The organism is Campylobacter sp. IFREMER_LSEM_CL2101 (assembly GCF_025771825.1).
Classification (GTDB): Bacteria; Campylobacterota; Campylobacteria; order Campylobacterales; family Campylobacteraceae; genus Campylobacter_D; species Campylobacter_D lari_C.
Map to the genome: position 1 here is coordinate 1 of NZ_JAKMQZ010000009.1, position 20,892 is coordinate 20,892.

Here is a 20,892-nt window from a genome sequence, read left to right on the forward strand (position 1 = left end):
TTTAATTTAAATTCACTACTATGCTTTTTGCATCTTTACTTACACTTAGAGTGTATTTAGCTTTTTGAACTTTTGCTTTGATGTTTTTATGTAAGCTTTGATTGTTTTTAGTAATAGTTTCTAATAAGCTTTGTAAGTCTTTTTGATTTAAGTGTTTATTGTTTGCATCTACAAAGCCTTTTTCACTTTGCATTAAAATAATGCTTTTATTTTTTACATTATTGTTAGTATATACATTAATAGAACTATCTTTAGAAAGATTAATAGCTTCTTTAGCACTTAAATAAGTTTTAGTATCATCTTTTAAGATAAAGCTATAATGATCAAAGTTATTAATAGTATTTGCTTTTATATTTGTATTTAATACTAAATGATTATTAGTGCCACTTTTATGCATTAGTGCTTTTGAGCTAAAATCATTTTCCATTCTAGTTTGTAAAAAGCTACCTGCTAATACTTTTATATTAGTATTATTAAAAATATTAGTATTGCCACTTAAATATAAGGTATTATTATAGCTTTTATCATTTTCACTATATACACCAGAAGCTGCTATGATGATAGTAGAATCATCTTTATACTCATCTATATTTAAATTATTTATATGAGTATAATTATCATGAGTATTCTTAGCTATACCTGCACTAATAATAGCTATACCTTCTCTTTTATCAGAAGCTGTACCTAGAGCAAGTCCATCAAAGATAAAAGTATTATTAGCACTTTCATTTTTTGCATTAATAACATAAACATTATCATGTGCTGCAGAAGAATAATCTTTAATATTTAAAGTATTATCATTAGCATTTTCATTGGCTCTTAAAATGATTTTAGAACCTTTATCTATATTAGAAGCATTCGATAAAGATTGTACAAGATTATATTTTATAGTGTTTTTTTCTAAATTATCTGCTTCTATAATAGCAGTGAGGTTTCTACCTGATTTTACATTATCTAAAACTATACTATTAGCATTAGCACTACTAGCATAATAATCTTTATTATCTATACTTGCTTTACTAACTCCATATAAGTATAAAGGCATAGCAATGTTTGAGTTTTTAATAACAATGCTATTATTATTTGCTTTAGAACTTAGAGTTTGTGCTGCTGTGATTTGAATTTTATCTTGATGATTTTCAACAGTAAGTCCTTGGGTTAAATCTCCATTGATATTAATACTATTTCTATTAGCTCCTTTAGTAGCTACCCCACCATAAAGATTAAACTCATTTTTACCTGTAAAATTAGAATTAATCTCAAATGGCTTTTTAAGATTAATGCTAATGCTATTATCATTAGCTATACCATTATTAGTAGCACCTGCATAAAAGTCTAAAAGAGCTTTTACTTCTACATTAGTATTTAATGCTAATAAGGTTTGTAAGTCTTTTATATCTATGGTGTTTTTATAAGCATTACCTTGTATGATTTTACCCCCATAGATTTCCCCTACTAAGATAGCATTATAAGCTAATGGAGTATTTTTAGTATCTACTCTTAAATCTAGTTTTAAATCATTGATTAATACACTATTATTACTTACTTCATAGCTTTGATTATTATTTACATCTACAAAAGCTCCTCCTAAGTGAGTAGCAGCTGATGTTGAATATGCTCCACTTGGACCATGAACTAATAAAGAAGCTCCATCTATAATAACCTTATTATTTTTAGCATTAGCATTATAAGTAATTGCTCCTGTTACATGAGTCATTCTCTCATCAAAGATATTATCTCCTAAAGCACTTTGTCTATAAGGGGTAGTATGAAAGTCTATCTTTACACCCTTATTTAATATAACTGTATTATTATTAGTATTAGCATCAATACCAAAAGCACCTACTACATAAGGAGCACCATTTAAAGGTAAGGTGTAAGTGTTTTCAACACCCATATTTACATAGGCATCTTTTAAGAAATTTAAAGTATTATTACTTGCTTCACCTTTTCTTGCTATGGCTGGAGTGATTAAAAAATTATATTTATTATCTAAGCCACTAGCTTTAGGATTGATTACTTCTTTATCGGTAGGTTTTAAATAATATACTGAAGATAATTCCCCTGCTTTTAATACCAAGGTATTATTATTTGCTTTTGCATTAAAGGTATAAGCAGAAACTAAAAAAGGTATATAGCTTAATTGATTAATGGTAGTATTAGCTGAGTTAGAACTATGAAAGCCATTAACTACAAAAATATCTTCTTTAATACTTGGAGTAAGTATGTCTTGTTTAAAATATAAATCATTCATTTTAGAATGAGCTTTATCTTTAGGATTATCATAGATTAAAGTAATATTTGAAAGATTTTTATTAGTAGCCATTTGGCCATAGAAGTTTTTACCACTTAAGAGTTTATATGTATCAAGATTATAATCATAGACATCATTATTATTAAATTTGTGTTGTTTGATAATATAAGCATTAGAGGCTTTATCATAGTCTGCCTAGGTGGCAGCTTCTAAAGAGCTTAAGGAAATAATAGTAGCAAAGGATAGTTTTAGTAAAGTGTTATTACCCCCCCCCATGAGGCACTTTTTAGACAATTTTTTATTCATTGAAAATTCCTTTCAAAAAATAGTTAATGTGTTGTTTGATTTATTGCTTGTTTGTATATTTTGTAACGCTCATTACTAACAATTTAATAATGAACTAGGAATATTAATATTTTGTTTATAAATTTTTCCTTAAAAATATTTTAAGATAGAAAATATCTTAAAATATTTTATTTAGCTCAAATACCTATTTTATGGTATTTTAGATTGAAAATATACTTTCAATCTAAATTTTCATCTTGTAGTTTAAAAATTAGTTCTTTGGAGCATTTTTTACACTTGTAAGCTATATTTAAATACTTAATTTTTACATGTAAGCCATAATCAAGCTTATGAGTCATATCTTTACAACCACAAATGTATTCAAATTTATCATCTTTTTCCTGCTCTTGTATTTTGTCTTCTTTTTCCAAGCTTTTTTTGAATTTGTTAATCCTCATATCGTGCTCTACAATATGTTCTAAAAGCCATATTGAAACTATTTTGTAAAGTTTTTCCTTAAGATCATTTGTGCTAGCACACTCGCTAAGTAATGCACTCATATCTTTAACGATTTTTTTATGCATTGCTTTATGCTCTGATAAATACGGATAATTTATTGAATGCATATAATTTTCTTCATCTTTAAAATGCGTTCGCATATAATCAAAAAAGTCACTTAATAACTCTTTAACCTCTGTCTTGTAAATATGCCTATTTAAAAGCTTGGCAGTTTTATCTGCTAAAATAAAAAGAGTTTGGTGTTGCAAGTCAATATCTGCATTTTCAATACTATATTTATCATGCCATATAGGGAATGCTTCCACAAAAAACCCTATGCAATGCGAATGGTTTTTTTACAAACTTTACAATTATATTTTGCACCATCAAGAATTTGCAAATGCACGCGATGAGGAATTTTATGTTTTTCATTTAAACAACCACAAACATAAATAATATATTTTGGTGTAATTTCTTCAAAAGTACATTCTACAGCCGAAGTATCTTCTTCAAATGTACTTTCTTTTGCTTGAAGTTGTTTTTGTTTTTCATATTTGTGGTATTTCATATCTTCTTTTAATATATGCTCTAAAAGCCATTTTTCTGTAATGACATTAAGCTGTGCTTTAAATTCATTCACAGTTTTGATATTTTTTACTAAAGCAATTAATGAAGCTGTGATTTCTTGATGAATTTTTTTATGATGTTCTAAATCAGGATAAGCTATGCTTTCCATATATACTTCCTCATCTTTAAAATGAGTTTTTACATATTCAAAAAGCTCACTTAAAACACTTTTAATCTCACTTATACTTGCGTGATTTTCAGCAATTAGATAAGCCTTTTTGGCTATATCAAACAAAGCTTTATGTTGCTCATCAATAGTTTTATTGTGCACACTGTATTCTTTTGCCCATTTAATCATAAAAGTCCTTTTTTATAATATTTTTTAACAATCAAGCAATAAGCATAAATAAACACAAAAAAACGGGCAAGATTATATAATAAATTTTAAATATTTGCAATAGCAATAGTATTAATTTATAAAATATTTAAAATAGAAGAAAAAATATCTGATTTATTCAAAATATGATATTTTTAAGTTTTTTTACTAAAAAATAATTACTTAAAAGCTATGAAGGTTTCAAAATTTACCCATTTAAAAACACTTTCTACTTTAGAAAATCCTGCTTTTTTAAGCATGGTTATATTTTCATTTTGAGTATAAGGTATGAGAACATTTTCCAAGGCTTCTCGTTTGCTTGAAATTTCTAGCTTACTATAACCTTGCTCTAGTTTATACTGCTCATAAATTTGTATCATTTTTTTGGCTATTTTGACATCTTCATAAAGAATTTTTTCACTAAGCACAAATATACCATTTTCATTTAGGTTTTGATAGATTTTATCAACCAGCTCTTGTCTTTTAGGTGGGCGGATAAACTGCAAAGTATAAGTAGCTATAAAAACATCATTTTTAAAAAACTCAAAGTCATCTAAATTTTTTTGATGAAAATCCACTCTAGCTCCAAAGGCTTGGCATTTACTTTTAGCAATCTCTAGCATAGCATTAGCCTCATCAACCCCACTTAAAAGAAAATCTTTTCTTTTTTCATAAAGTGCAAGCAATAAACTAGCAGTAGAACAACCAAGATCGCAAATTCTCGCATTTTGCGAGGCAAAATGATCTATGAGTTCGACTATGAGTTTTAAATTTTGCGTATAAAAAGGCACGGATCTTGACACCATATCATCAAAAACACTTGCTACACTTTTATCAAATTCAAATTGTTTTTCTAAGGGTTTTTTAAAAATTTCATCTTTCATTTAATTTTCCTAAAATTTCTTTTGCTTTGTTGATATCTTTACTAATTTGTGCTTTTAATAAGGCTAAGTCGTTAAATTTCTCATTAGCTCTTATATAGTCAATGAAACTTAATTCCACTGAATTTGCCTTTGTACTTGTAAAATTTTCATCTAAAATATGCGTTTCTAAAGCAAAATTTTCATCAGTAGATCTTATGCCTATAAAGCTTACACTATGATAGCTTTTATTTTCAATCTTTACCAAAGTCGCATATACGCCATCTTTAGGTAAAAAGAAGTCTTTTGCGTATAAATTTAAAGTTGCAAAAAGCTCTTTAGCGCCTATGCCCTGCCCTTTTATGATATTTGCATGTATAGTATAAAATCTACCTAGAAATTTTTTAGCTTTCTTAACTTTTGCTTCTTTGAGTAAGGTTTTAATCATACTTGTATGAACACTTTTGTTTTGAATTTTAAACTCATCTACAATGATGGTATTTATACCACAAAGGCTTTGTATGTCTTTGGCACTGCATTTTCTTTCTTTACCAAATTTAAAATCATAACCTACGATGATTTTTTCTAGTTTGGGAAATTCTTGCTTTAAAAGCTTTAAAAAATCCTCGCCTTTATAGTTTTTGATTTTATCAAAATCACAAAAAATCATAGGAAAATCAACTAAATTTACTCTAAAATCCTTAGGCGTTAGAGCTTCTTTTTCTTCTTTTGTGATGATAAACAAAGCTCCATTTTCATCTAAATGCTTGAAAAGCTCAAAATGCCCCAAATGCATACCATCAAAACGCCCTATGGCTAAATTTGTGATTTTAGTTTTTTCTATAGGCGTAGAAAAACTCAACATTACCTTCTTTTCCTTTTAAATGTGACTCTTGACTTACTTGCAAGATCCAACCAAGCTTTGCACAAGCTTTTTCAAAGCTCTCTTTAGCAGTTTTAATAGCTTTTATATCTTTTACCACTCCATTTTTATCGCGCTTAGCGTTTTTACCTACTTCAAATTGAGGTTTAAAAAGCAAGATGATAAGATCTTTAGCAAGCTTATCTATATGAAAAATCAAATGTATTAAAGAGATAAAACTCACATCACAAGTGATAACATCATATAAATTTTCACTTTTAAACTCACGCAAATCAGTGTTTTCACAAATTTGGATATTTTCTAAATTTCTTAAGCTCTCATGAAGTTGGTTAGAACCTACATCTAAAGCTGTGATGTGTTTAGCCTTATTTTGATGCAGAATTTGCACAAAGCCTCCGGTTGATGAACCTATATCTAAACAAATTTTATCTTTTATGGTAAATACATGCTCTTGTAAAAAATGCTTGAGCTTAAAAGCAGCTCTGCTTACAAAAAGCTCTTCTAAAAGCGTGAGTTTTAAACTCTCATCTTCTAAAGGATTTAAAGATGTGATTTTAAAAGAGGTTTTTTTAAACTCGCCATTGAGTAAAATTTGCTTGTTTTCTATAAGCTCACAAGCTTTATTGCGAGAAATGTTTAATTTTGTGCTTACAAAAACATCAAACCTCATCATCACCGCCTAAAAGAGCATTAAACTCAGCTTCATTAATACATTTAACCCCTAAGTTTTGAGCCTTTTCAAGCTTTGAGCCTGCTTCACTTCCATATAATACAAAGTCAGTTTTTTTAGATACGCTTGAGCTTACTTTTGCTCCAAAGCTTTCGATTAGCTCTTTAAAATGATCGCGTGATTTGCTTAAAGTACCTGTGATAACAAAGGTTTTATTAGAAATATTATCATTTACAATAAGCTCTTTTTTCTCATCCTCTAAATGCAAAATTTCATAAAAATGCTTAATACGATTTGCATTGACATGGGTAAATTCTTCTAAGCTTTTAGCCATTTGCTCGCCAAAGCCTTCTAAATTTGCATAAGCTTCATAGCTTTGCATAAACCATTCAAAGCCAAAAGATTGTGCTAGTTTTTTAGCTGCTACTTCTCCGATATGCTCTATACCCAAAGCAGTGATAAACCTTGATAAAGAGCATTTTTTTGCATTTTCAATGGCGCTTAGAAGATTGTTGATTTTTTTCTCTTTAAAGCCTTCTAAACCTTCAAAATCACTGTATTTTAAGAAAAATATACTTTCTATGTTAGTGATTTTTCCTTCTTTAAATAAAAGCTCGACGATATTTTCTCCAAGACCGTCTATATTCAAACACTTTTTAGATACAAAATGTATAATAGAATTTACAAGTCTTGCTTTACAGTCTAGGTTTTGGCATTTTAAAAAAGCGCCCTCATCTAAAAGCTCATTTAAACACTCAGGACAAAGAGTTGGCTTAGCAATTTGACTTTCTAAACCATCACGTCTTTGGGTAAAAACTTTAGTGATTTTAGGTATGACATCTCCACTTCTTATCACACTTACGCTATCGCCTATCATCACTCCAAGTCTAGCTATCTCATCAAAATTATGCAAGGTTGCAGACTTTACGATAACCCCATCTAAATTTACAGGTTCTAGCACTGCCACAGGGGTAATCACTCCACTTCTTCCAACTTGTAAATTAACCCCAAGCAAGGTTGTGGTTTTTTCCAAAGCAGGAAATTTAAACGCAGCCATAAATTTTGGAAATTTCACGGTATAACCCAAAAGCTTACAATGAGCTAAATCATCTACCCTTACAACCATACCATCCATCATCATAGGCTTTTGATCTCTTTTTTCTAAAAGCTCATGATATTTTTCTAAAACCTCATCTAAAGTTTTCACACAAAAAACAAAATCGTCTTTTAAAAAGCCAAGACTTCTTACAAACTCCATCACTTCAGAGTGCTTACTAAATTCTAAAGAATTCTCCCCCACTCCCCAAGGATAAAATTTTAAATTTCTTTCTTTTGTAATGCTTGTATCAAGCTGTCTTAAAGAGCCACTTGCTGCATTACGTGGGTTTGCAAATAAACTTAAGCCATCTTTAGCTCTTTTTTCATTGATTTTTTCAAAATCTTCTTTTAAAATTACCACTTCGCCACGAATTTCTATCTTGTCTTTATAAGGAATTTTTTGAGGTATGTTTGATATTTCTTTTACATTTAAAGTAATATCCTCGCCTATTTCGCCATCGCCTCTTGTAGCACCGCTGATTAAAATACCATTTTCATAAGTAAGATTTAAACTTGCTCCATCAAATTTAGGTTCTATGAAAAAATCAAACTCGCATTTAGCTCTTTTTGCCCAAGCCCTAAGCTCAGCTTCATCAAAAACATCTTCCATAGACCACATTTTTGCACTATGTGCAAGTTTGTGAAACTCACTTTGTATAGTAGGGGCGATATTTTGTGTAGGAGAATCTTTAGAAATCTTTTCTTGATGAAGCGTTTCAAATGCTTTTAACTCTCTTATAAGTTTATCGTATTCTTCATCGCTTGCTAAAGGCTCATCATCTTCATAATAAGCCCTCATCCATTCTTTTGCTAATTTTACCTTTTCTAAATACTCTTGATAAGTCATCATTACTCCAAAGAAAGTTCATCCATAGCTTTTGCAAGTTCAAACATTTGCTTATGTTCATACACATCATGCACTCTTATAATACTTGCACCATTTTTAAAAGCCTCTAAATGTAAATAAAGCGTACCTGCTAGTCTTTGCTCAACACTTGAGTTAAAATAAGCATTTATCATACTTTTCCTACTAGCTCCGATTAAAAGTTCTTTTTCAAAGCGTAAAAAATGCTCTAAATGCTTAATTAACATCATATTATGCCAAGAACTTTTGCCAAAACCAATACCAACATCTAAAATCACATCTTCTAAACCAAGCTCACTTAGCCTTTCTAGCTTTTGCGCAAAAAAATCATCAAGCTCAGCAAGTACATCTTCATAATGCGGGTTATCTTGCATATTTTGTGGGGTATTTTGTATATGCATAAGTGTATAAGTGGCTTTGTATTTTAAAGCTAGTTTGGCTAAATTTTCATTTTTAAAACCAGTAATATCATTAATAAGCTTAAAGCCTTTATTTAAAGCATATTCTAAACAATACTCATCAAAGCTATCTAAGCTAAAAATACATTTTTCATAAAGTTTTTCTTTATAGATTAAATCTAGGGTATTTTTTAAGCGTTTAAACTCTTCTTCTTTCCCACAATACACACTACCAGGTCTTGAAGAAACCCCGCCTATATCTATATAATCCACTCCTTGAGAGATCATAAGTTCGATTTTTTCTAAAACTTCATTTTCTTTAACCCTACTTTGAGCATTAAAACTATCTTCATTAACATTAATCACACCCATAATTTTTGCATATTTTGGTTTGTTAAAATTAGACTTTAAAAATAGTGCTAAATTTTTAAGTTTAAAATCTTGTAATTTTTCTTTTTCTATAAGCTTTTTGGCTTGATCTTGTGTTACCATAAGTAAGGCATTAGTATGTTCTTTACCTAGTATAACTTCTTTGTGTGTTACAAGTTCAGCTCCAACTCTTAATGCATCTTGCTTGAGTATATTTGCAGCAGGCGCTCTTAACTCTTTAATAAGAAAAAAATGAATTTGAGTTTTTTCACTCATAATTTTCTCGCCTGCTTTGTGTGGTTTTATGTATTTAGAAATTTGTTCAAAGTCTGTGTTAGGATTGATTTTAATGATTTTCATTTTTTCTCTCGTGTAAAATTAAAGCTATGGTACTTAGTAAAATAGTTGGCTTTGCATTTAATTTAGCTAACTCATAAGCTTTGTAAAAAAATTCAATTTCTTCATCGTTTAATTTTATATCTTGTTTAAAACATTCATGGCTTAAAGCATTAATTAGCTCTAAACACTCATGCTTGTCTATATTTTCATATTGTTTTAATAATGAAGCAATTTGAGCAAGATCTATTTTTTTAAGATCTAAATTTAAAGACATTTTTTCTTTTTGAATTTTATGTTTTTCTATGATAAACCTTGAAAGTATAGTAGGTAAAAAAACATTTTTTGAAGGAGCTACGATGATAAAATATACATTTTTTGGTGGCTCTTCAAAAAGTTTTAGTAAAAAATTTTGCGCTTCTTCGCGAAAAGACTTAGCTAGTATAACAATGATTTTAGCTTGCGCTTCAGCTACATAGCTTTCTTTCATAATAGCTTTTGCGGTTGCTTGGGCGTTTTTGTCATAAGTTAAGTCATTTAGTCTTAATTCTAAGTCAGGATTTTTAGGTATGAAAAATTTAAGATTTTTTGCTCCATATTCTTCTGTGAGCTTTTCTTGCATTAGTTCAAAATCATTATGGATAATGATTTTATTTCTTAGATTCAAATTTCTACCTTAGAAAAAAGTACAGCCTCTAAGCTTTGTTCAAATACTTTATATAAAGAAATGAGTTTATAGTCTAATTCTTTATCGCGTGAGGAAAGATAAAAGCTATTTTGTAATTGCTCATCAAAAAGCCAAAGCATACTTTCTGCTTTAGAATTAGCGATTTTAAATTTAAACCCTGTATTAGTTCCTATATAAAAAAAGGCATAACCATTAGGAAAAGAAATGCTCAAAAGATCATTAAGCAAATCTATATCTTCTTGGGTATTGCAAGCTTTATTATAAATTCCTTTTAAAGATACAAAAGGCACTAAAGGTCTTGTAGTATTAGCATTGATTTGGCTTAAAAAATACTCTTCAAACCAAGCTCTTTGCTCATCAGTAATCACAATAAAAGTATAACCTTGCAAAAGCAAAGCTAGCTTAGAAGCGATCAAAGGCGACCATTCAAGACGCCTTTCTTCTAACCAACTTGTATAAGTGCCATTTTCTCGGATTTGTTCTAGGGTAAATTTTAAAAAACTATTACTCATTTATATATCTAGTTTATAAACTTCATGCAATACTCTTACAGCCAATTCGCCGTATTTTTCATGCACGATAACTGAAATTTTAATTTCACTTGTAGAAATCATTTGTATGTTGATATTTTCATTTGCTAATGCTTTAAAAGCTGCCGAAGCTACTCCAGAATGTGATTTCATACCCACGCCCACAACTGAAACTTTTACCACAGCACTATCTGTTTCTATATTAGCATTAGCACCTAAAACTTTTTTCATAGCATTAGTTGCTAAATCAAGCTCGTTTTCAGGCACAGTAAAGCCCAAATTTGTAGCTCCATCTACACCTACATTTTGGATAATCATATCTACATTGATATTTTCATTTGCTAAAGTCCCAAAAATTTCAGCAGCAATTCCTGGCTTATCATCAATATTTCTTAAAGTAACCCTTGCTTGGTTTTTATCTAGTGCTATACCACTAACCAAAGCTTGTTCCATATTTTCCTCCTTAGTAATAATCGTCCCTTCATTTTCATTAAAGCTACTTCTAGTAACTAATTTTACATTTAATTTTTTAGCAAGCTCTACAGAGCGATTTTGTAAAACTTTAGCCCCCAAACTTGCAAGCTCTAGCATTTCTTCATAAGAAATTTTATCTAGCTTTTTAGCCTTTGGCTCAATTCTAGGATCGGTAGTATATACCCCATCTACATCAGTATAAATTTCACACAAATCAGCATTTAAAGCTCCTGCTAATGCAACTGCACTTAAGTCACTTCCACCACGACCCAAAGTAGTAACATTACCCATTTTATCAATACCTTGAAAGCCAGCAACTACTACAATATACCCCTCATCTAAAGCTTTGTTGATATTTGTAGTATCAATGTGTTCTATTCTTGCTTTAGTATAAACATCATCTGTAACAATCCCTGCATTGCGTCCGGAAAATGCAGTGGCTTTTAAACCCATTTCATTTAATGCAATGGCAAGTAAAGATGAAGTTACGCGTTCACCACTACTTAAAAGCATATCCATCTCACGACCTGAAGGATTTTTGCTAAAATGATGAGCAAAATCAATAAGCTCATTAGTAACCCCACTCATCGCTGAAACTACTACAACTAGCTTATCGCAAGTTTTTTTACTTTTTGCCACTCTTTTAGCAACTTCATCAATACGCTCAAGCGTTCCTACACTCGTTCCCCCATATTTTTGTACGATCAGCATTAAATATACCCCCTTTCTTTAAAATATTTCAAAACCTTGATATATATAGGTTTTTTAAAATGGTTAATCATATCATAAACATCTTCTAATGAAGTAAATTTATATGCATCAAATTCAGGATTTTTAGTATTTAGATTAATAATAGCTTTATTTTTTAATCTAACTAAAAAATATTTTTGACTTTGACCATCATAAGGATACATTTTTTGCGCAACCTTAGCTGGAAAATCATAACTAATCCACTCAGGATGTTCAGCTAAAATTTCAACCTCATCTGTGCCTATTTCTTCTTTTAACTCTCTAAATAATGCACTTTTAACATCTTCTCCCTCATCTACTCCACCTTGAGGAAACTGCCATATATCTTCCATATCATTGCGTTTAGCAAGTAAAATTTTACATTCAAAAGGATAAGCTGATGATAGCACTATAGCGGCTACATTTGGCCTATATTTTTTTTCTTTTTCCATGATTTTCTTATCCTTGACTTTTTAATAATATAATTCTAACAAAAAAATACGAATTTATAATCACATTTTAAAGAAGTTTTATGCATTTATACATACATATACCATTTTGTGAAAGTAAGTGTTTTTATTGTTCTTTTACTTCACTTAAAAAAAAGGACTTTGAAAAAGATTATCTAAACGCATTAATGCAAGATATAAAATATCAACTAGATTTTTTTAAGCTTGATAAAAATTCCATAAAGACTGTTTTTGTAGGTGGTGGTACGCCTAGTTTAATGGAAGCTAGTTTTTATGAAAAAATATTTATTTTTTTACAAAGTTATTTACAAAAAGACAGCGAAATTAGTATAGAAGCTAACCCCAACTCGAGTAATTTTTCATGGCTTAAAGAAATAAAAAATTTAGGTTTTAACCGTATTTCTTTTGGAATGCAAAGTTTTCATGAAAAAAAACTACAATTTCTTGGACGCATTCATGATCAAAAAAGCATTTTTACTAGCATAGAAAATGCAAAAAAAGCAGGATTTGATAATATCAACTTAGACTTAATTTATGATACAAAACTTGATGATAAAAAAATGCTTGATTATGAAATTTCTAAACTAACCCTGCTTGATATTAATCATATAAGCGCTTATAATCTAACCATAGAAGAAAAGACAAGATTTGCTAAAAAATTTCATTTTAAAAAAAATGCGCCACGCCTTGCAAAATATTTTATCAAAGCTATTGAAAACCTTGGTTATAAACAATATGAAATCAGTAATTTTGGACAAATTTGCAAACACAATCTTGCTTACTGGCAAGGAAAAGACTATATAGGATGTGGTTTAAGTGCGGTAGGATTTTTAAAAAATCAAAGATTTTATACCAAAAAAAGTTTAAAAGATTATATCAATGATCCTTGTTTTAGAGAGATTGAAAATTTAAATTCAAAAGATTTGTGTTTAGAGCATATTTTCTTAGGACTTAGAAGTATTATAGGAGTGGATGAAACAAAACTAGAACCTTTAGAAAAAGAAAAAGCTATGTTTCTTAGCAAAAAAGGAAAGCTAATTTATAAAAATGGAATTTTTTATAACACCAACTACCTTTTAAGCGATGAACTAGCTTTGTATATTAGCACTTAAGTTTTACATTCACAAGAAATTCTTTTTAACTCAGGAAGCTTTATAGAAAGCTCGTTAATGTTTTTTAGTATATCATTGCAAAAATTATTTAAATTTTCTTTTACTCCATAATACGCCCAAACACCTTGCCTATCTACTTCTAAAAAATTAGCTTCTTTTAAAATTTTTAAATGTCTTGAAAGTCTTGATTGACTCATATTTAAAGAACTTTGCAAATCACACACACAAAGTTTTCCGTATTTTTGTAAGAAAGCTAGGATCAAAATCCTGCTTTCATCATTAATCGCACTTGTTATTTTTAAAAACTCTTGCATAAAAATCCTTATATAAAAAATATTAAAAGCCCAAAACTAATTGCTATAAAAACAATCATACCTGCAAATAAAATCAAAAAGCTTGTTTTGAAAATTCTTTTAAGCAAAATAATCTCAGGTAAAGAACACCCTGCTCCTGCTATTAAAAAACTCATCATTATACCAAGTGGAATTCCGCTGGTAGTTAAAGCTAGTGCTATAGGTATCATAGCTGTACAATTCATATAAAGCAAAACTCCTATAAAAGCTGCTATAAATACACCTAAAACTCCATAATCTTTCATATAATTTTGAAAAAAATCTTGCGGAAAAACACCATGTATAATAGCCCCTATAGCCATACCTATAACAATATAAGGTAAAATTTTTTTATACTCTTTAAAACTTTGTGAAAATAATATTTTGATTTTATTTTCTTTAGTTTTGTTTTTAAAATTTAAAATTCTACTTGTTTTGGAATTTTTGTTAAAAACCAAGCTAGATTTTTGACAACATGAGCTTTGAAAAGTATTATTAGAACAACATGACTTTTGCTCTAATTCATTTTTTAAAAAGTCTTCATTAAAAAATCTTTGAGTGTTTATTTTAGAAACACAAAAAGCAAGAAGTAAAATCACACAAAATAAAAATCCCACGTATAATAAGGATATTTTTAAACCAAAACTTACTACAAACATCACTACTATAATGGGATTGATTAAAGGTGAGGTGATTAAATAAGCTATGCATACCCCAAGTGGAACTTTAGCTTTTAAAAATGCGTTTAAAAGCGGTATGCTCGAACATGAGCAAAATGGGGTTAAACAGCCTAAAAGTATGGCTTTTATATAGCTTGTAAAAGAATCTTTCTTTAAATGCTCATTAAAAAATTTGGCATAGCGCTCATTTAAATAAGCAATAAGCATACTAACTAAAATAAACAAAACAGATATTTCTATAAACAAAATAAGAAAATCTTTTAAAATAAAAACTAATTTTTCCATGCTCTTCCTTTTTGTTTTTAATCAAATATAACAAAAATATATTAATATATCAAGATATCTTTATATATTAATATAGTAAAAGTAATAATATTTTTAAGTATTTTTATGTAAAATGTAAACCATATATTCAAGCGAAAGAAGACAAAATAATGAGTTTTGGTGAAATTTTAGTTATTTTAGTTGTAGCTATTTTAGTACTTGGGCCTGAAAAATTACCTTCAACTATAGTTGAAATTGCAAAAATTTTAAAAGCCATTAAAAGCAATATTGATGAAGCAAAAGCAAGTATTAATAAAGAACTAAAAATAGCAGAATTAAAAGATGAAGCACAAAAATACAAAGATGAATTTTCACAAACTAATGAAAATATCAGAAAAAAACTAAGTTTTGAAGAATTTGATCAACTCAAAGAAGATATTTTAAATAATACCAAAGAATTAAAAAGTGAAATTAATGATTTAGAAAAGGATATACAAGAACTTTCTAATCTTGAAGAAAAAATTCAAAAAGATGAAAAAAATACTCAGAAAATGGAAAGCTAAGAATGTTTGAAGAATTAAAACCGCATTTAGTGGAACTTAGAAAAAGATTATTTATAAGTGTTGCTTGTGTTGTTGTGATGTTTTTTGTATGTTTTAGTTTTAATAACTATATCATAGACATACTAAAAGCACCTGTTGAAGCAGCCTTACCTGAAATTTCAAGACAAATGACCTTCGTTGAATTGCAAGAGCCTTTATTTACCGCAATGAAAGTTTCATTTTTTACAGCTTTTTTGATTTCTTTACCGGTTATTTTTTGGCAGTTTTGGAAATTTGTAGCACCTGGACTTTATGATAATGAAAAAAGATTAGTAGTGCCTTTTGTAAGCTTTGCTAGTATTATGTTTGCACTTGGTGCTTTGTTTTGTTATTATATAGTTATACCTTTGGCTTTTAAATTTTTGATTGATTTTGGGGTGCAAACCCAAGATTTTAAGCCTTTAATTAGCATAGGTTTATATGTAGGCTTTTTTACTAAATTAGTAATTGCTTTTGGTTTAGCTTTTGAAATGCCTGTAATAACCTTTTTCTTTGCTAAACTTGGACTTGTTGATGATACTTTTTTGAAAAAACATTTTAGAGTTTCTGTTTTAGTGATTTTTGTTTTCTCAGCTATGATGACACCACCTGATGTTATATCACAATTTTTAATGGCTGTGCCTTTGTGTGGACTTTATGGGATTTCTATTTATATAGCTAAAAAAGTTAATCCTAGTCAAAAAGAAGATGATGAAAATGATTGATAAAGATCTTTTGCTTTCTAGTTATGATTATGATTTACCCAATGAACTTATAGCAAATTTTCCTATTTTACCCAAAGAAAATGCCAAGCTTTTAGTATATGAAAGATGTAAAGATCAAATTTCACATTTACATTTTAAAGACTTAGCTAGAATTTTACCACCTTGCGAAATCATCTTTAATGACACTAAAGTCATCAAAGCAAGAATTTATGGAAACAAAGAAAGTGGTAGTAAAATAGAACTTTTTATCAACCATCCTTTAAAAAATAATGATTTTTTAGTGCAAATTCGGGGTAAGGTTAAAGAAGGGCAAATTTTATATTTTGAAAATTCTTTAAAAGCTAAAATCAAAAAATTACATGATGATGGCACAAGAGAAGTAGAATTTTTTAATGATGAAAAAGAGCTTAGTCATCATGAAGTTTTTGAAATTTTAGAAAAAATAGGCCATGTGCCTTTACCACCTTATATAAAAAGAGCAGATGAAGCACAAGATAGCATTAACTATCAAAGTATTTTTGCTAAAAATCAAGGCGCAGTTGCTGCACCTACTGCAAGCTTACACTTTGATGAAGTAATGATCGATGAACTTAAAAAAAATCATAATATCCACACTATCACACTACACGTTGGCGCAGGAACTTTTAAAGGTGTAGAATGTGAAGATATACGTGATCATAAAATGCATTCAGAATTTTTTCATATTGATGATGAAACTTGTGCTTTGATTGATTCTTCTAAGAAAATACTAGGTGTTGGTACCACAGTTACTCGTTGCATAGAGTACTATCATAGAAAAAAATTAAAAGAAGGTTTTTGTGATTTGTTTTTACACCCACAAAATACCCCGCAAAGACTTGATTATTTACTTACTAATTTTCACTTACCAAAATCAACTTTAATTATGCTTGTAGCAGCATTTATAGGTAGAGAAAAAACCTTAGGGCTTTACCATGAAGCTATAAAAAACAAATATCGTTTTTATTCTTATGGCGATGGAATGCTAATTATTTAGTCTTTTTCTTGATATATTTTTTATCAATATAACCCAAATCTATAAGTTTTTGATAAATTTTAGCCAGTATAGGTCCCCCTGTGCTACTACCACTTTTCCCATGTTCGATTAAAACCACTACTACATATTGTGGTTTTTCATAAGGCGCATAAGAAGTAATCCAAGCATGAGATCTTAAAAAATACTCTAAATCCTCTTCTTTAATACGCTTTTTTTCACTTTGAGAAATTCCAACCACCTGCGCTGTTCCTGTTTTGGCTGCTATGGTAATAGACGAATTTCTTAAAAATCTTGCCGTAGTTCCACCATCCTCATTAGCAACTTCATACATCGCACGCCTTAAAAGTGGGAGTTTTGATAATTCAAAAGTTGTAAAAACACTTTCATTATTGTCAAAATTTATCTTAGTAACATTATCATCAACGCTATGTAAAAAATGTGGAGTTATATTTTTAGCCGTAGCAATCATAGCTGTAAATTTAGCCACTTGCATAGGAGTAGCAAGAAAATCACCTTGTCCTATACTTGTATTTAAAGTTTCACCTTGATACCATGGTTGGTTGTATTTTTCTTTTTTCCAAATTCTATTAGGTACTGTTCCTATAAATTCATTAGGTAAATCAACTCCTGTTTTTGCACCAAAACCTATTCTTTCAAAAACAGAACTAATAGTGTCAATACCAACTTCTAAAGCACCTTTATAAAAATACACATCACAGCTTTCTCTAATAGCATCATTCATATTTACATAACCATGACCTGTAGCTTTCCAACATCTAAATTTTCTACCACCAAGCTCAAAGTTAGAATCACACAAATATTTATGATTTTCATTCACTTTTCCACTATCTAAAAAAGCTAAAGCTGTACCCATTTTCACAACTGAACCTGGAGGATAAAGACCGTTAATAAGTTTATTAGTAAAAGGATGGTTTAAATCATTAGAAAGTTTATCCCATTCTTCTTGGCTAATACCTGTAACAAAAGGATTAAGATTATACTCAGGAAAACTACCCGCTGCTAAAATAGCCCCGCTTTTTACATCCATTATTATAGCCGCACCTGCTAAATTTTCAAAAATACTAGCTAAGTATTCTTGCAAATCAAGATCTATACTTAAAGTGATATTACTTGAAGTAGGTTTTTTGTAAGAAAGCTCTTCTATTTCTTTATTTAATGCATTTACCTTACTAACCTTTTCGCCCTTTTGGCCTTGTAAAATTTCATTATAAGAACGCTCTATGCCACTACGCCCGACATAGCTAGTTAATCTTGCAATTTCATTTTCATTCATATCATTTAAATTTGCTTTTCCAACATAACCTACAACATGGCTAGCTAAAGCATCATAAGGATAAAATCTTTGAGTAGTAGATTTAACTTGCATATTTTCACGCAAATTAAGCTTAGTAAAATGCTTAATCATGGCATCATATTCTATAAATGGCACCACTTCTATATAATCTTGATTATAATAAGAATCTGCTTTTATATAATTTCGTTTTAATTTAGTTATATTTAAATCAGGAAAAGCATCTACTATGGCTTGTAATTCTTGCTCTAAAAGATTTCTGTTTTTCTTTTTTATATGCAAATATGGCTTTATAGAGATTGAAAAACCTAATTTATTTACCGCTAATGGTCTACCTTTAACATCTAAAATTTGCCCTCTTACAGGTGCTAAAAACTGCGTTTTAATGGCATTTTGCTTGGCTATTTCTTCATAATAAACATTAGATTTTATACTTATATAATACACTCTAGCAAGCAAAAGCATAAAAAAACAAGCTATAAAGCCCATCACTAAGCGCATACGCATAATCAGATTTTTCCTTTAAAAATAACAAAAGAAATCAAAGCTTCAACAGCAAAAAACCATAAATATTCAATACCAAATTTTAAAATTTCATTATTATCTAAATATGCTAAAAACACATCAAAAAGATAGATGAAAATATAAGCACATAAAGTGAATATAACGAGCAAATAATGTCCTAGTTTTAATTTACTTTTAAACCAATCCACAAAAAAATGATAAAAAATAAAAAAAGCTATCCATGAGCTAAAAAGATAAAATCCATGAATAACATCAATTAATAAAAGATAAAACAAAGAAAAATACCATCTAAAATCAAGTTTATTAAGGGTTCTTTCTTTTTCTTTTAAAAGCACTATCATATAACAAAAAAATACCCCAAACAAAGGAGGCATCCAGTAATACACAGAGCTTAGTACTTGATAAAAAATCAAAGATAGATAAAAAAATAAATAAGAAAAATCAAATCTATTTTTTACTAAATTTCTACTCCTCATTAAAACCCAAGCTCTCTAAAATGATTTTTTGTTCTAATTTATCAATACCACTTTTTTTCAAATTTGACACCAAAATGGCATTTTTATTTGCATTTAAAATTTTTGCTTTTTGGCTTTGATTGAGCTTATCTGCTTTTGTAAAAACTGTTATTTTTTTTTGATCAGCTCTGATAAAAGAATCTAAATATAAATCCAAATTTGTATCAATATCTAAATTATCATGCCTTGAATCTATTAGATGGATAAAAAGTTTAATAGAACTGCGCTCTTTTAAAAACTCATCTAAATTTTTATTCCAAATAGCCTTAGTTTTTTTGCTCACTTTCGCATAACCAAAACCAGGCAAATCAATAAATACTAGTTTAAATTTATCCTCATCTTTTTTACAATCAACTTCAAAAAAATTAATAAGTTGGGTTTTGCCCGGAGTTGAAGAGCTTTTTGCTAAATTTTTATTCTTACAAAGAGTATTAATCAAAGAACTTTTACCCACATTAGAGCGTCCTAAAAAAGCGATTTCAGTGTATATAGGTTGTGGGGCTTCGTCTATTTTGGAAGCAGAAATTAAAAATTTAGCATTTAGTATCATTCTTTTACTTCAAATACAAATTTCACAGGTTTTTTATCTTTACTCACTACTCTATAAGTCATATTTTTTCTATCTACTATGATTTTATCCCCTATGAGTTCTTTTTTTGTTTGCATTTCTGTGATTTTTGCATTGCCATTAATCTCATATGTATCCTTAGCTACATTATAAACAAACTCATCACCACTTCCATGATAAGTTTTATCTTTCATCATGATCTTAAATTTAGCATCTTTAGTAGCTATATACTTAATAGGTTGTTTGTTTTTCATATAAATAACTAATTTTTGCGAATTTAAAATATCTTTGCCTTTTTTAACTTCCACATCACCGGTTAATACACTTGTTTCGTTTTTTTCATCTAAATAAAAATCTTTAGCATAAACTTCTATTTTTTGTGCACTAAATGCAAATAAATTTAACAAACACAAAAAAATTATTGCTCTAAAAACCATGCTTTTATTCCTTGAATTTTTAATTCTTTTTGATTCACATCATATAAAAAATTATCCCCAAAAACCTCATTTAAACCTATATATGCTTTAAAATTATCACTAGAAAATAAAATTTTATTTTTCATATCATAAGTTGCTTTTTGGGTAAAAATAGAAGTTTGATTATGATCAAAATAACTTACATTACCTTCTAAAATGGATTTTTCATCATTTCTTACTAATAAATCTGAACTTAAATTATAATCAAGCGCTTGCACTTTAAAATCATCAAAAATATCTTTATCTTGGTATTTTACCCATCGACTTGCCTGATATGTAGCCTTAATTACACTAGCATTTAACTCATAATCAAGCACATCAAAAGCTTGCATATTTGCCACATCTACCTTTTGTGGTTTTATGGCAAATAAATAAGGATCTTGAGTACTTAAAATCACCATAACAAAGGCGAATAAACTCATTAATATAGCAAAAAT

Annotated in this window: 23 protein-coding genes; 4 read left to right on the plus strand and 19 right to left on the minus strand. The window is 28.9% G+C overall.

Features of this window, described 5'->3' with window-relative positions; genetic code table 11:
- Position 1: 1 nt before the first annotated feature.
- The 12 genes from L8V88_RS06240 to L8V88_RS06295 form a co-directional block, all read right to left on the minus strand.
- Complete coding sequence (locus L8V88_RS06240; protein WP_263727265.1) at positions 2 to 2,326, minus strand: hypothetical protein; 2,325 nt, start codon at positions 2,324 to 2,326, stop codon at positions 2 to 4.
- Between the two features lie 452 nt (positions 2,327 to 2,778).
- Positions 2,779 to 3,363: a hemerythrin family protein gene (locus tag L8V88_RS06245; protein ID WP_263724072.1), complete on the minus strand. Its 585-nt coding sequence runs from the start codon at positions 3,361 to 3,363 to the stop codon at positions 2,779 to 2,781.
- 8 nt (positions 3,364 to 3,371) lie between these two features.
- Positions 3,372 to 3,962, minus strand: coding sequence for a bacteriohemerythrin (locus L8V88_RS06250; protein WP_258108547.1), 591 nt, complete (start codon positions 3,960 to 3,962; stop codon positions 3,372 to 3,374).
- 197 nt (positions 3,963 to 4,159) lie between these two features.
- The gene (gene cmoA, locus L8V88_RS06255; protein WP_263727266.1) at positions 4,160 to 4,864 is read right to left on the minus strand and encodes a carboxy-S-adenosyl-L-methionine synthase CmoA; all 705 of its coding nucleotides are present in this window, start codon (positions 4,862 to 4,864) and stop codon (positions 4,160 to 4,162) included.
- Positions 4,854 to 5,705, minus strand: a complete 852-nt coding sequence (locus L8V88_RS06260; RefSeq protein WP_263727267.1) for a bifunctional riboflavin kinase/FAD synthetase — start codon at positions 5,703 to 5,705, stop codon at positions 4,854 to 4,856. The genes cmoA and L8V88_RS06260 overlap by 11 nt, the downstream gene beginning before the upstream one ends.
- Positions 5,671 to 6,393 (minus strand): TlyA family RNA methyltransferase, encoded by a 723-nt coding sequence (locus L8V88_RS06265; protein WP_263727304.1) that lies wholly within the window; start codon positions 6,391 to 6,393, stop codon positions 5,671 to 5,673. The genes L8V88_RS06260 and L8V88_RS06265 overlap by 35 nt, the downstream gene beginning before the upstream one ends.
- Positions 6,383 to 8,338 carry an NAD-dependent DNA ligase LigA gene (ligA, locus tag L8V88_RS06270; protein ID WP_263727305.1) on the minus strand — a complete coding sequence of 652 codons (1,956 nt, stop codon included), beginning with the start codon at positions 8,336 to 8,338 and terminating at the stop codon, positions 6,383 to 6,385. The genes L8V88_RS06265 and ligA overlap by 11 nt, the downstream gene beginning before the upstream one ends.
- Positions 8,339 to 8,340: 2 nt before the next feature.
- Positions 8,341 to 9,483 (minus strand): dihydropteroate synthase, encoded by a 1,143-nt coding sequence (folP, locus tag L8V88_RS06275; protein ID WP_263727268.1) that lies wholly within the window; start codon positions 9,481 to 9,483, stop codon positions 8,341 to 8,343.
- On the minus strand, positions 9,470 to 10,081 hold the full coding sequence (locus L8V88_RS06280; RefSeq protein ID WP_263727306.1) for a DNA polymerase III subunit delta': 612 nt from the start codon (positions 10,079 to 10,081) through the stop codon (positions 9,470 to 9,472). The genes folP and L8V88_RS06280 overlap by 14 nt, the downstream gene beginning before the upstream one ends.
- A gap of 41 nt (positions 10,082 to 10,122) precedes the next feature.
- Positions 10,123 to 10,659, minus strand: a complete 537-nt coding sequence (locus L8V88_RS06285) for a HobA family DNA replication regulator (RefSeq protein WP_133319197.1) — start codon at positions 10,657 to 10,659, stop codon at positions 10,123 to 10,125.
- Complete coding sequence (locus L8V88_RS06290) at positions 10,660 to 11,862, minus strand: aspartate kinase (RefSeq protein WP_263676831.1); 1,203 nt, start codon at positions 11,860 to 11,862, stop codon at positions 10,660 to 10,662.
- Positions 11,862 to 12,332 (minus strand): RNA pyrophosphohydrolase, encoded by a 471-nt coding sequence (locus tag L8V88_RS06295; RefSeq protein ID WP_263724063.1) that lies wholly within the window; start codon positions 12,330 to 12,332, stop codon positions 11,862 to 11,864. The genes L8V88_RS06290 and L8V88_RS06295 overlap by 1 nt, the downstream gene beginning before the upstream one ends.
- Before the next feature lie 80 nt (positions 12,333 to 12,412).
- Here L8V88_RS06295 and hemW point away from each other — a divergent pair, with 80 nt between their 5' ends.
- Positions 12,413 to 13,462 carry a radical SAM family heme chaperone HemW gene (hemW, locus tag L8V88_RS06300; RefSeq protein WP_263727269.1) on the plus strand — a complete coding sequence of 350 codons (1,050 nt, stop codon included), beginning with the start codon at positions 12,413 to 12,415 and terminating at the stop codon, positions 13,460 to 13,462.
- Here hemW and L8V88_RS06305 read toward each other — a convergent pair.
- On the minus strand, positions 13,459 to 13,776 hold the full coding sequence (locus tag L8V88_RS06305) for an ArsR/SmtB family transcription factor (RefSeq protein ID WP_263676834.1): 318 nt from the start codon (positions 13,774 to 13,776) through the stop codon (positions 13,459 to 13,461). The two genes, hemW and L8V88_RS06305, sit on opposite strands and share 4 nt — an antisense overlap.
- Positions 13,777 to 13,784: 8 nt before the next feature.
- Entirely contained in the window at positions 13,785 to 14,759 is a 975-nt protein-coding gene (locus tag L8V88_RS06310; RefSeq protein WP_263727270.1) for a permease, read from the minus strand.
- Between the two features lie 149 nt (positions 14,760 to 14,908).
- On the opposite strand from L8V88_RS06310, the gene tatB reads away from it, so the two are divergent.
- The 3 genes from tatB to queA are packed head-to-tail and all read left to right on the plus strand — an operon-like array spanning position 14,909 to position 17,059.
- A complete protein-coding gene (gene tatB, locus L8V88_RS06315; protein ID WP_039618091.1) occupies positions 14,909 to 15,301 on the plus strand; it encodes a Sec-independent protein translocase protein TatB in 393 nt (130 codons plus the stop codon).
- 2 nt (positions 15,302 to 15,303) lie between these two features.
- A complete protein-coding gene (gene tatC, locus L8V88_RS06320; RefSeq protein WP_047208214.1) occupies positions 15,304 to 16,044 on the plus strand; it encodes a twin-arginine translocase subunit TatC in 741 nt (246 codons plus the stop codon).
- Positions 16,031 to 17,059 (plus strand): tRNA preQ1(34) S-adenosylmethionine ribosyltransferase-isomerase QueA, encoded by a 1,029-nt coding sequence (queA, locus tag L8V88_RS06325; RefSeq protein ID WP_263727307.1) that lies wholly within the window; start codon positions 16,031 to 16,033, stop codon positions 17,057 to 17,059. Before tatC ends, queA begins: the two co-directional genes overlap by 14 nt.
- On the opposite strand, the gene mrdA is transcribed toward queA, so the two are convergent.
- Genes mrdA through L8V88_RS06350 form a run of 5 tightly spaced genes read right to left on the minus strand, consistent with a single transcriptional unit; the run spans position 17,052 to position 20,877 of the window.
- A complete protein-coding gene (mrdA, locus tag L8V88_RS06330; protein ID WP_263727271.1) occupies positions 17,052 to 18,878 on the minus strand; it encodes a penicillin-binding protein 2 in 1,827 nt (608 codons plus the stop codon). The genes queA and mrdA overlap by 8 nt on opposite strands.
- A gap of 2 nt (positions 18,879 to 18,880) precedes the next feature.
- On the minus strand, positions 18,881 to 19,372 hold the full coding sequence (locus tag L8V88_RS06335) for a hypothetical protein (protein WP_263727272.1): 492 nt from the start codon (positions 19,370 to 19,372) through the stop codon (positions 18,881 to 18,883).
- Positions 19,362 to 19,961 (minus strand): ribosome biogenesis GTP-binding protein YihA/YsxC, encoded by a 600-nt coding sequence (gene yihA / locus L8V88_RS06340; RefSeq protein ID WP_039628248.1) that lies wholly within the window; start codon positions 19,959 to 19,961, stop codon positions 19,362 to 19,364. The genes L8V88_RS06335 and yihA overlap by 11 nt, the downstream gene beginning before the upstream one ends.
- Positions 19,958 to 20,416: a lipopolysaccharide transport periplasmic protein LptA gene (gene lptA / locus L8V88_RS06345; protein ID WP_263727273.1), complete on the minus strand. Its 459-nt coding sequence runs from the start codon at positions 20,414 to 20,416 to the stop codon at positions 19,958 to 19,960. Before lptA ends, yihA begins: the two co-directional genes overlap by 4 nt.
- Positions 20,398 to 20,877: a hypothetical protein gene (locus L8V88_RS06350; protein WP_263727274.1), complete on the minus strand. Its 480-nt coding sequence runs from the start codon at positions 20,875 to 20,877 to the stop codon at positions 20,398 to 20,400. Before L8V88_RS06350 ends, lptA begins: the two co-directional genes overlap by 19 nt.
- Positions 20,878 to 20,892 lie beyond the last annotated feature (15 nt).